Origin of the sequence: Cutibacterium granulosum (genome assembly GCF_900186975.1) — a bacterium.
GTDB classification, from domain to species: Bacteria; Actinomycetota; Actinomycetes; order Propionibacteriales; family Propionibacteriaceae; genus Cutibacterium; species Cutibacterium granulosum.
The window spans coordinates 2,094,701-2,106,492 of record NZ_LT906441.1; the positions used below are offsets into that span (position 1 = coordinate 2,094,701).

The 11,792-nt window shown below is 65.5% G+C and carries 10 protein-coding genes; 6 read left to right on the forward strand and 4 right to left on the reverse strand.

The features are described from left to right. Positions 1 to 63: 63 nt before the first annotated feature. Positions 64 to 1,092, reverse strand: coding sequence for an ROK family glucokinase (locus tag CKV91_RS08960; protein ID WP_021104286.1), 1,029 nt, complete (start codon positions 1,090 to 1,092; stop codon positions 64 to 66). 217 nt (positions 1,093 to 1,309) lie between these two features. Between CKV91_RS08960 and CKV91_RS08965 the strand changes: the two genes are divergently transcribed. Next, positions 1,310 to 3,058, forward strand: coding sequence for a DEDD exonuclease domain-containing protein (locus tag CKV91_RS08965; protein WP_065860464.1), 1,749 nt, complete (start codon positions 1,310 to 1,312; stop codon positions 3,056 to 3,058). 90 nt (positions 3,059 to 3,148) lie between these two features. On the opposite strand, the gene CKV91_RS08970 is transcribed toward CKV91_RS08965, so the two are convergent. Beyond that, positions 3,149 to 3,661 (reverse strand): peptidylprolyl isomerase, encoded by a 513-nt coding sequence (locus CKV91_RS08970; RefSeq protein WP_021105726.1) that lies wholly within the window; start codon positions 3,659 to 3,661, stop codon positions 3,149 to 3,151. A 155-nt stretch (positions 3,662 to 3,816) separates the two neighbouring features. Between CKV91_RS08970 and CKV91_RS08975 the strand changes: the two genes are divergently transcribed. The 3 genes from CKV91_RS08975 (at position 3,817) to CKV91_RS08985 (ending at position 6,471) form a co-directional block, all read left to right on the forward strand. Then, positions 3,817 to 4,959, forward strand: a complete 1,143-nt coding sequence (locus CKV91_RS08975; RefSeq protein WP_021105727.1) for a sunset domain-containing protein — start codon at positions 3,817 to 3,819, stop codon at positions 4,957 to 4,959. 348 nt (positions 4,960 to 5,307) lie between these two features. Next, positions 5,308 to 5,772, forward strand: a complete 465-nt coding sequence (locus tag CKV91_RS08980) for a hypothetical protein (protein WP_021105728.1) — start codon at positions 5,308 to 5,310, stop codon at positions 5,770 to 5,772. Positions 5,773 to 5,775: 3 nt separating this feature from the next. Further along, complete coding sequence (locus tag CKV91_RS08985; protein ID WP_021105729.1) at positions 5,776 to 6,471, forward strand: A24 family peptidase; 696 nt, start codon at positions 5,776 to 5,778, stop codon at positions 6,469 to 6,471. A gap of 390 nt (positions 6,472 to 6,861) precedes the next feature. Here CKV91_RS08985 and CKV91_RS08990 read toward each other — a convergent pair whose 3' ends face one another. Both CKV91_RS08990 and CKV91_RS08995 read right to left on the reverse strand, forming a co-directional pair. Continuing rightward, entirely contained in the window at positions 6,862 to 7,296 is a 435-nt protein-coding gene (locus CKV91_RS08990) for a response regulator (RefSeq protein ID WP_411430993.1), read from the reverse strand. A 69-nt stretch (positions 7,297 to 7,365) separates the two neighbouring features. Continuing rightward, positions 7,366 to 8,523 carry a hypothetical protein gene (locus CKV91_RS08995; protein ID WP_155944894.1) on the reverse strand — a complete coding sequence of 386 codons (1,158 nt, stop codon included), beginning with the start codon at positions 8,521 to 8,523 and terminating at the stop codon, positions 7,366 to 7,368. 99 nt (positions 8,524 to 8,622) lie between these two features. Here CKV91_RS08995 and CKV91_RS09000 point away from each other — a divergent pair, with 99 nt between their 5' ends. Together CKV91_RS09000 and CKV91_RS09900 are read left to right on the forward strand one after the other, a co-directional pair. After that, positions 8,623 to 11,043: an alkaline phosphatase family protein gene (locus CKV91_RS09000; RefSeq protein WP_157738778.1), complete on the forward strand. Its 2,421-nt coding sequence runs from the start codon at positions 8,623 to 8,625 to the stop codon at positions 11,041 to 11,043. A gap of 134 nt (positions 11,044 to 11,177) precedes the next feature. After that, on the forward strand, positions 11,178 to 11,759 hold the full coding sequence (locus tag CKV91_RS09900; RefSeq protein ID WP_231933752.1) for a hypothetical protein: 582 nt from the start codon (positions 11,178 to 11,180) through the stop codon (positions 11,757 to 11,759). Positions 11,760 to 11,792: the final 33 nt, after the last annotated feature.

Below are 11,792 nucleotides of genomic sequence, written 5' to 3' on the forward strand. Positions count from 1 at the left end.
CAGGCCCCCGATCATCCGATCGGGCGAGTGTCTCGATGTCCTCGCTGCCGGTCGCCCCGCATCTCAGCGACGTGCGGAGAACATACGGCGTCGGTGACGGGAGCGCCGCTGTGGCCAGAACCCGCGCGCAGCGCCGGGCGGGTCGGTGATGGAGTGCCGAGCCAGGTCGGCAGCCCCGATGAGACCGGCGTCGTTGCCGAACCGAGCCCGCTCCACCCCGGCAACCGGACGATACCCACGGCCGGTGAGGGCACGTCCGAAGGCAGCCCGCGCTGGGTCGAGGAGCAGATCCCCGGCAGCGCTGACTCCCCCACCGATGACGAAAAGGTCTGGGTCCAGCGCAGCTGCCAGACTCGCCATGCCTCGCCCGAGCCAGGTCCCCACGTCGGCGATGAGCTCGATGGCCACTTGGTTGCCATCCACCGCCGCGCGACTCACATCCGGTCCGACGAGATGTGCCGGATCCTTGTCGGGCACGTAGTGCAGCAGGCTCAATGCCTCTGGGGAGCCCTCGGCCAGCAGGGCCTTGGCATCACGCACCAGGGAGTTTCCCGAGGCGTACTGCTCCCAGCACCCGCGGTTTCCGCACGGGCACCAGTGCCCATCGGGTACCACCGCCATGTGGCCGAACTCACCGGCCATGCCGTAACGGCCGCGAAACACCCGGCCATTGATGACCAGCGCCCCACCGATACCGGTTCCCAGGGTGATGCACGTCATGACCCGGGAGTCACGTCCCGCCCCGAACTCGTACTCCGCCCAGGCAGCCGCATTGGCGTCGTTGTCGACGATGACCGGCAGGTCGATCCGCTCGCAGAGACGATCTCGCAACGGCTCGTTGCGCCAGGCCAGGTGTGGGGAGAATCGCACCAGGGCCTGCTCGGTGTCCACCCACCCAGCGGCACCGATGCCCACCGATCTCACGGGCAGCCCGTCCGACAGGGAGTCCACGGCCTCGACGATGGCGTTCTCGACGGCTTCCGGACTACGTGACGGCGTCGGACGCACCAGATGACGCAGGATCTCACCGTCCTCGTCCACGACGCCGGCGGCAACCTTCGTCCCCCCGATGTCGACTCCGATACTGAGCACTGCTTCCCCACTTTCCTGTGTGTGGTGCACAGCTTAATCGCTCGTCCCGAACCGCTTGGGCGTCGATTCCGATGACTTGTACCATTCCCCCGAAAACTCGTGCGACTCGCAGGCCAGACCTCGAAACGATCGAACACATATTCTACACTTGATCTGAGGCCGTATCCCATACGTCGCCGCACCGAATCCATGACCCCGACACACCGCCCTCGTCACCATGCCAGATTCCTCATCAGCACACCTGCAACCCTCGTTCGACGACCTCGGCACGCCGCTGTCCGAGGTGACGTTCTGCGTCGTCGACCTGGAGACGACGGGACTGTCCACCGACGACGCGATCACGGAGATCGGCGCTGTGAAGGTGCGTGGTGGTGTGGTGCAGGGCGAGTTCCAGACCTTCGTCAACCCGGGTGAGCACATTCCAGCCTCGGTGCAGGTGCTCACCGGTATCACCGACGCCATGGTGAGCACCGCCCCACGAATCGGCGCAGTGCTGCCCAGCTGGATCGAGTTCAGCCACTCAACGGTGCTCGTCGCGCACAACGCCCGTTTCGACGTCGGTTTCCTCCGACGCGCCTACCAGGCCCATGACCATCCCTGGCCGGGTCACCAGGTGGTGGACACCCTCACCTTGGCGCGTATGACACTGCACCGCGAGGAGGTACGCAGCTACAGGTTGGGCTCGCTGGCCACCCTCTTCCATGCCCAGACCTCACCGGACCACCGTGCCCTGGACGATGCCCGTGCCACCGTCGACGTGCTGCACGGGCTGCTGGAGCGGATCGGGAACCTTGGGGTGACGACCCTGGAGGACGTCCTCGAGTTCACCCATCACGTGAGCAGGCAGCGTCGGGCCAAGCGGGTGTGGGCAAAGGACCTGCCCGAGGAGCCCGGGGTGTACTGGTTCCACCGTGAGGAGCCCGGGCACCCCGACGAAGTGCTCTACGTGGGAAAGTCGGTGAATCTGCGCCGCAGGGTGTCAACCTATTTCACGGCCTCGGAGCATCGTTCCCGCATGGACGAGATGGTCCGGCTGTCCACCGCGGTGGGTCACCAGACCTGTACCACGCCACTGGAGGCCGGGGTGGTGGAACTGCGCCTCATCGATGCCCACAGCCCTCGGTACAACCGTCGTTCCCAACGCCAGAACAAGGTGTCCTGGGTGACGCTCACCGACGAGGCCTTCCCGAGACTGTCGATCGTGCGATCCACCACCCAGCCCGGCCGGGTGTACTGGGGACCGTTCACCCGGCGTGACGACGCCGTCGATGCCTGTCGAGCGTTGCGAGAGATCGCCCCGCTGCGCGAGTGCACCGGGGCGTTGAGTTCGCATCCGCACGGCTGTCCCCTGGCCGAGATGGGAAGGTGCCCGGCTCCGTGTCTGCACCCGGATCGTGCCAGCTACCAGGAGATCGTCGAGCTCGCCACCCGGATCATGACCCGCGACGTCACGGCAGCTGCCACTGGACACGCAGCGCGCATAGCCGAACTCGCCGATGCCGATCGTTTCGAGGAGGCCGGAGCTCGCACCGATCGTGCACTGACCCTGTTGCGGGTGGGACGACGCGGGGCGCGGCTGGCATCGCTGGCACGGTGCCCCCAGATCGTCGCTGCCCAGCGGGTCGACGACTTCTGGCACGTCCATGTCGTGCGATACGGCCGACTGGCCGGTGCCGGACGGGTCCGGGTGGGCGGCAACCCCATGCCCGCCATCGATGCGATCGTCACCGCTGCCCAGACCGTCCTGCCGCCACCGGTGAGCGGTCTGCCAGCCTGCACTGTCGAGGAAGCCGAGCTCATCGCCTCGTGGTTCGAGGAGGAGGGAGTGCGTCTGGTCGACATCGACGGTGACTGGTCCTGGCCGGCGCACATCTACGTCGACGCCCAGGCGCTGGCCGCCCAAGTGCGCAGCCTTCGTACCGAGACGCACGGCGTCCCAGCCACCTGCCGACCGATCGTGGCATGACGCCACCTGACAGATCGTGGCATGCGCCACGAGGCTGACAGGGGCTGGAGCCGCAAGGGCTGGCAGGGGCTGGGACGTGTGAGGCAGGAGTCAGGCGATCTCGACGGACTCGATGACGACCGGGTCGACCGGGCGATCCATCCGACCGGTGCGCACGGCGGCGATCTCGTCGACGACCTTGCGGGACTCCTCGTCGGCAACCTCACCGAAGATGGTGTGCCGACGGTTGAGGTGTGGGGTCGGGGCGACGGTGATGAAGAACTGGGAGCCATTGGTGCCCGGACCGGCATTGGCCATGGCCAGCAGGTAGGGCTTGCCGAAGTTGAGATCGGGATGGAACTCGTCGGCGAACTGGTAACCGGGGCCACCAGTTCCGGTACCCAGCGGGCAGCCGCCCTGGATCATGAATCCATCGATGACGCGGTGGAAGACCAGCCCGTCATAGAACTTTCCGGTGGTGGGTTGGCCGGTGCGTGGGTCAAGGTACTCCTTGGTGCCATTGGCGAGCCCGACGAAATTGGCCACCGTCTTGGGGGCCTGGTCTTCGAAGAGATTGAGGGTGATGTCACCGTGGTTGGTGTGCAGAGTCGCAGTGGAAGCCACCGTGCTGCCTTTCGTGGAAGATGAATCTTTCCTCTTCACCCTACCCATCGACGTGGGCAGTCGGGAATTTTCGGCCAAACGCTACAGATGCCTGGAACGCGGGATACCGTGGATTGTGCTCGATCACGAGCTTGACCCCTATTGATGGAGGAAACGTGTCCCGCAACAAGAAGGCGAAGGCCGCCGCCGACAAGGCCGCCGCCAGCAACCTCTCCTCGTCGTTCAAGGAGCAGAGGGCTCAGGCGTTGGAGGCAGCTGCCGCATATCTGACCGCCGCCCAGGAGAAAGCCGGCCCACTGGCATCTCAGGCTTCGGAGAAGATCGCACCATGGGCGAAGGCTGCTGGTGAGAAACTCGCGCCGCTGACCGAACAGGCCAAGGAGCTGGGTGGCAAGGCTCTCTCCGAGGCCCAGAAGAACATGGGTCCCACCTTGGAGAATGCCAAGGAGGTGGCGTCAGAGAAATTTCACCAGGCCTACGACTCCTTTCAGGAGGACATCCTCCCCGGACTCGAGGAAAAGGCCTCCCAGGTCTCCGAACACCCCATGACCCAGGAGGCCAGACAGCGCCGAAAGGCAGCCGTGGCAGCTATTCGTGGCGAGTCCCTCGAGCCTGAGAAGAGTGAGAAGAAGCACGGCGGGTTCAAGAAGTTCCTGTGCTGGGGTTCCGTCGTGTCCGCAGTGGGGGTCGGAATCTATGCCGCCCGCAAGTTCCTCACCAGTTCCGACGACGGTTGGACTGCCCATGAACCCACTGAGACCTACTCGTGGACCCCGAAGGCACCGACGGCATTCTCCAAGGACGATGCCGCCTCGTGCTGCTCCGACGCCAAGGGATCCTCCTGCGACTGCAAGGATGATGCCTCGACGTCGCCGAAGGATGACGCTCCGGCCACTGCCCCAGACACCGTCACCGAGGGCAACTCCGCCACCGAGATGACGGCTGAGGGCGCACCGGCCCAGGGCCACAAGTCGAACCACGGCGCCAGCAAGCCAGTGGCCAAGCCCGAGAAGCCGGCAACTGGTTCCAAGTCTGCGGCAAGGTCCGTTGCCGACACCTCGCCAGAACCCGTGGCCGCACTGGTTGCCGAGGATCCCAAGGCCGAGTCCACGCAGGACACGTCCGTTGACTCCTATGTGGGCGACAACCCGCCGGAAGGCTTCATCATCAAGGGCAACGAGCGCTCCAAGAAGTACCACGTGCCCGGCTCCGGTGGTTACGACCGCACCATTGCCGACGTCTGGTTCACCACCGAAGAGGCTGCCAAGAAGGCCGGGTTCACCCGGGCCCAGCGGTGAGTCGACCGATCCGACCGGCACGTCGTGACTGATCGAGTCGAGTCACCGACCTGACGTCTGCCGGGCAATCGCATCCCGTGGGTCGTGTCGCTGACACGGCTCACGGGATTTTTGCGCTCACAGCTGACTAGGGATGTTTCCTCTGCGGTGCAGAACCGTCATCCAAGTTTCATCGAGAGATCACCGATACGCCTGTGCTCCACCTGCCCAGACACGCAGGATGAAGGCATTCACCCCTGCCACGTGTGTCGATCGGAGACTGCTGTGCCGCCATCATCCCTCACTCCCCAATCTTGTCGACCCACCACTGCCGCCACCATCCGTCTGACATCAGACATGAATTCCTGGGTGCCGGCACAAGTCTTCGCCGCCCACGTCCGATGGCTCGTGGCGCAGACTGCCGTCCCCTGGCGAGTGATCGCCGTGCTCTCCGGCGTCTCGAGCCGCACCATCGCCCGCCTCGTGGGCGTGGGTGCCCCGATCAGACGAATTCGTTCGATCGATGCCACTCGACTCATCGGCATCCGCCCCGAACACATCTTTGCGACCACCACCACGCTCGTCGATGCGACGAGCACCCGTCGCCGAATACACATGCTGTGCACCAACGGCTGGTCGATGGATCACATCGCCGGCTTCCTGGGAGCGCATCATCGCACCGTCCAGGGGCTTGCCAATGGCGACTCCACCACCTGTACGCTCATGGTCAGGTTGCGCGCCATGGCGGCATGCGAGCGTCTCCAGATCCCCGCCAGGATCAATGCCCCGGCGACGGGTTCACCTCACGTCGCCGTGCTCACCGACGCGGCCTGACGCATGATCAGCCTCATCAGTTCAGTCATCTGCACACTCCTGGCACTGGTGCACGCCGTCCTCGTCGTCCCACGTCTGCCCGAGCCCAGCGAGACTGAGGTCGGAGCCGAGGTCCTCGCCGTCAAACCGAGGTACTGTGATCTGCGAGCCCCCGGATTCGTCGGAACGACGTGCCTGGTGGCCGGGATGGCAGGTGCCGCTAGCGCAGCAGCCCCACGGTGGTGTCTTCCGCTGTGGTGGGTGTGGGGCGGGTCCGTCACGGCCCTGGTCAGCGTCGACGTTCGCACCACTTTTCTACCCAGACGGCTCTGGTTCGGTTGCGTGGGGCAGGCAGCGCTCGGCACCCTGGTGGCTGCTGGGATCGTTGCCCCAGGGGTGCACGATCTTCTCCCCATGCTTCTCTTCATGGCTCTGGGAGCCGTCGGAGCAGCTCTGCCCTTCTGGTTGCTGTGGCGTTTCAGCGGCTCACTGGGGTACGGGGACGTACGTCTTGCCGCCGGGATGGGCGCCGTGGCGGCAAGTCTGGGGGCAGATGCAGTCATGACGAGTCTGCTGGGTGCCACCCTGGTCGGCGCGGTGATGTCCGTGGGCGTCACATGGTGGCGACGCCGTCACCCCTCGGTGTGGGGAGCCGCCATTGCCTACGGTCCAGCGCTGTGGATCGGTCCATGGATCGGGCTGCTCACCGTCCGGGCCTGACCCGGAACCGCCCAGGCCCGCCACTGCCCCATGCTGTCATGTCCCGCACTGCCTGCCCGCACCCCGTCGTGCCCTCACACGGTCACGCCCTCACACGGTCATACTCAGTACCACCAGCCTGATCCGTCTGGTCAGAGGACGCGCATACCGCCGCATCGCGACAACGCGCGACGAACCAAGGACGATGCGCGACGGACCAGATCTGCACGGGGAATCCGCCCGGACCCCACTCCGGGGCGCGAACACGTGACTCGGGGGCAGACACTGCCACCGAGCCGATACCGCACGTGGCAACGAGGTACGTGGCAACGGGGGATCAAACCGAGACGGCGATCAACCAGCCACGAGACGGTCGGCCCCCTGTCTTCGGCAGCCCGCTGATCTCTCCGGTCAGGCAGCCCGCACCACGGTGGCGACGGTCTGTGGCAGGCCGATGGGGTCGACGGGGTGGGTGGAGATGGCATCGGCGCGTGACCAACTCGCAAGCCAAGCATCGGCCTCGCGAGCCACGAGCAGCACGACGGGCGGGCAGTCGTCCACCTCGTCCTTCATCTGATGGGTCACTCCCATGCCACCGGAGGGAACTGCCTCCCCATCGGCAATGACGACGTCGTACTGCCCGGTGTCGACAGCGGCCATGACAGCCTTCTGGGTGGCGGTCTCCGTCATCTCGACCGGGGGCAGATCAGCGGCGATGGACGTGCCCAACGCGAGCCGAATCTCCTGGCGCACGTTGCGGTCGTCGGAGTACACGAGTACCCGGAGAGTGTCTGCTGCGGTCTTCTTTTCGCTCATCCCTCGTCCTCGTCGGGTTGCGGCCAACATGGTGCTGTGCCCATCTGCTCAGCACGTATCAGGCTCATGATATCGCTTCACTCGGCAGAAACACGGCAATCAGCCACGGTTGCAGCTGCGCACATGCCGTGCCACCACCTCGATCTGGGCATCGGTCATGACGACTGGCAGGCAGAGCAGGTCGGTGGGCCATCGCGTGTCTGCGGGCAGATGCTCTGGACGGTCCCAGTGCAACGGGCCGACGATGCCATGATCGTGCAGGTCATCGGCAAGGGCATCGGCCCGCCGAGTTCGCACGATGAGCGGGCAGGTGGCGGCAGGGTTGACGACCTCCACTGCCGGCAGGGCGTCCAGAACGCGTTGTCGGGTTCGACGAATCCGGCGTGCACACCCTGCCAGGTCAAAGGTGGCGAATGCCCTCGATGCACGTCGAGCTGGACGAACGGGCCGCCAAGCCTCGTCGGCAAGGTCCTCGGCGCACTCGAAGGTGTCCACGCCGGGGTCGGTGAGGAAACGCTGCCGAGCAGCGGTGAAGTCCTCATCCAGCTGGGTCCGTGGTCCGATGCCGTCGAGATGTGTTCCGGTGTGATCCGGGCCCAGGCCCACACCCGCCACCCAGGCGAACTCGGTCACCGGCAGCAGCTTGCGGGTGCTCGCCACCTCAAGACACCCCACTGGGCAAACAGACGCCTCCGGCTGCGGGCCACCAGACCCCTCCAGTCGCAGGCCGTCATGACCCCGGGGTGCCGGATTCCGATCGAACGTGACGCCGCCATGCTCTCCTGCCCGACCCGCACGGTTCTCATCACACGGACCCGTCACCCCAGGCTCCCCCAGCCCGCCGAGGTGGCACGCAGCACGCTGCACGGCACGCAGCCGATCGGGAGGGTCGTCCAGAAAACTGTGCGTGGTGTCGATGACGAGACCTGCGCCGTTCCGGCCGGCCTCGGTCAGCACCTTGTGCAGCTGTGGGGACTCGACGTTTCCGTAGGTACGGCAGTGCACGATGACCGGACGGCGGGCATCGGAATGCAGCCGCTCCACCGTCTCGGCAAGATGTTGGGCGTCCATGAGCAGGTCGGCACCACAGCGCACCCGACTCACCGCCATGCCCTCCAGCTGCCACGGGGTGACCATCGTCTGGCAGCAGTACTCGGGCAGGATGACATGGCTGGCTCCGGCGTCACGACAGTGCCGGGCGACGAGGGAGAATGCCTGCCGACCCAGGGCGACCGATTGCACTGATCCAGCTCGCACTCGGTCAGGATATCCGGAAAACCAAATCTTCAGACTTTCTTCACCTCTCGTTCACTTTCGCGAAACTGGCATTGCCATCGGTGCCGATAGAACAAAGTCATGCGCACGACACATCACCGCATCACCGCTGCCGAAGCGGCCGTGACTGCGGGCCTCATGGCCTTCGGTCTCGTCACCCCTGCCAGCGCGGCCCAGACACCATCACCCACCAAGCCTGCTCCCGCAGCGACCCCTGCTGCGGCCTCCACCACCGGCCACAAGCGCATCACGACGACCGGGCTCAAGCCCGGTGACGTCAAGCACGTGTGGTTGATCATCCTGGAGAACAAGTCCTACGACGCCACCTTCACCGGACTCAACCAGAACTCCTACCTGTGGAAGACACTGCCCTCCCAGGGGGCCCTGCTCACCCACTACTACGGCACCGGCCACTACTCCCAGGACAACTACACCTCCCTGGTCTCCGGCCAGGCCACGTCCTTCGACCTGCAGGCCGACTGCGACATCTCCAACACCGATCTGGGCTCCAACGAGTCGATCATCACCAAGCACAAGGGCAAGCCCTTCGGCCCCGACGACAACTACGGTCAGGTCATGTCGCTGGCCGGCCCCAACGCCCCGGACGGCGAGAACGGCTGCACCTACCCCCGAAAGACTCCCACCCTCTTCAACCAGTTCGACGCCGCCGGCGTGACCTGGAAGGGATACGCCCAGGACCTGCATGCCCAGGCCGGCCGAGAGGACGCCCTGGGTGGCGCTCCCGGCTCCCGCGAGAACGACCCCTCGCACAACCCGAAGTCGATGAAGCCTTCCGACGACGACAAGGCCAAGGGCATCTCCTCGTTCACCGGTGCCCAGGAGAACGACCAGTACGTCGCCAAGCACTTCCCCTTCCCGTGGTTCCACTCGATCGTCGGCAACGACAACTCCGGCAAGGACGCTCTCACCAGTCCGGTGGACGGCGGAACCATGACCGACGAGAACCACATCCAGTCCGTCGAGGACCCGAACAAGGGGCTGCTGGCCGATCTGGCCAAGCCGGCCGACCAGGTGCCAGCGTTCAACTGGATCACCCCGAACAACTGCTCCGACGCCCACGACGCCACCTGCAAGGGCAACAACCTCTCCGGTCTGTTCGACGAGAACGGCGAGCCGGACTACTCCAAGCCGCTGAGCACCCCGCCGAAGAACCACATCGGTGGTCTCTACGCCGCCGACCTGTGGCTGAAGTACTACATCCCACTCATCGAGAAGTCCGACGCCTTCAAGGACGGCGGTCTCATCGACGTCACCTTCGACGAGGCGAACCCACCGTTCACGAACATGAGCTTCAACAACGCCACCGACGACTCCAAGGTCGCCAAGGACGCCTCGGGCAACATGCTCTACAAGTACTCCAGCCCGTCGATGACCGAGCTCTCCGAGGGCTACAAGAAGTACGCCCCCAACACCTTCCCCAACCCGTCCGGAATGGGGAAGAACTTCGTGGCTGCCGACGCCGCCGGACAGAACATCAACGGTGTGGACGTCGACTGGGAGCCGACCGGCCCCAACACCCCGATGGAGACCGACGAGCACGGCAACCAGAAGTTCCCCGGCCCCGGTGACAACGGTTACATCACTCGTCCGCCGTCCTGTGAGCAGGACAAGGACCTCGTCAACGCCGACGCCTCCAACTGTGTCAAGGGTGCCAAGAACACCGGAGCCGGCTGGGGCTATGGCAAGGCCAAGACCGTCGAGGCCAAGGCCGAGGCCGGCGTGAGCTCGGTCTACGCCCCGGTCACGGTCAAGGATCTGGGTCGCAAGGTCACCGGTACGGGTATCCCCGAGGGGGCCTACATCGGAGCCGTGAAGAACGAGGGTCCGCAGCAGGTCGAGAAGTCCTCCGACCCCATCACCGAAAGCTCCTTCATCCTCGTCGACAAGAATGACAAGCCGCTCAAGACGACCGGTGAGGTGAGCGAGATCACCATGTCGGCCACCGGCATCCCCGGTCACCTCAACGAGGGCGAGTCCCCGCTGGCCACCTTCAACGCCCAGGACGCCACCCCCGGCGGCGGTATCACCGGTTCGGTGCTCATCTCCCCGCTCATCAAGCCCGGGACCGTCTCCCACACGCACTACAACCACTACTCGTGGCTGCGGACGATGGAGGACATCTTCCAGGTGTCGCAGGGCACCAACAACGACAAGCTCCCGGCTGGCACCGTCTCCGGTGGTCTGGATGGCATGGGACACCTTGGTTACGCCGCCCAGGCTGGCCTCATGCCGTTCGGCTCGGAGATCTTCAACAATGTCTCCGAGGAGCCCAGCCCCAGCGCCAGCACCGAGCCGAGCCCGTCGCAGAGCACTGCTCCGACTCCGACCGCCACGCCCAGTAGCTCGGCCACACCGACCACCAAGCCCACCCGCTCGTCGGCCACACCGCACGGCCCTGCCGGCAAGCCCGGCACGTCCGTGGTGCAGCATGATGCTCCTGCCGTGGCCGGCAAGCCTGCGCTGCCTCGCACCGGCCAGTGACACATCACCCATCGCCTGGCCCCAGTCGTCTGTGACATCATCCGAGTCAGGTGGCCGTCAGTGACGGCATCACGCAACCGGTGTCCTCCCCCGACCACGCGGGGAGGACACCGGTGCCACACAAGGAAGGACCCATGACCCGCACTCGCCTCATCGTCCCGGTGGTCATCGTCGCAACTGCGACGTTCGGACTGACAGCCTGCTCCCAGCACGAGAACGAGGAGGCCCAGCCGAACTCGTCCAGCGCCGCCGAGCAGCTCTCCTCTCAGACCATGCCCAGTTTCCTGCCCGGTCACACGCCCCAGGGCATTCCCACCGGTAGCGCCAAGGAACCAGCCATGTCGTACCAAGGCATGCCTCTGGTGGCCCAGCTGGATCCCGGGGTCTCGGCCAAGGTGGTCGTCCTGGGCCCAGAGCCCCCCAGTGGGGACACCAAGGCCGGGGAGGAATCCGCCGACCTCACCTGGCAGGTCACCTTCAGCGAGGTGACGAAGGACATCCCGCTGTCACCCGCCCAGTTCAACATCCAGGACGGCACCGGGGCCTTCCACACCATGAGCCCGAAGGGTGATCCACTGCCCAGGACCATCAAGGCCGGCAGGACGACCTCGGTGAAGATGCATGCCGTCGTACCGTCTGGGGACGGCATGGTGCGGTGGGCTCCCGACGGCAAGCACGTCGTGGCCCTGTGGGACTACATCGCCGAGCTGGACTGACGGCTCCGGGCAGCAGTCCCCCACCATCAACAA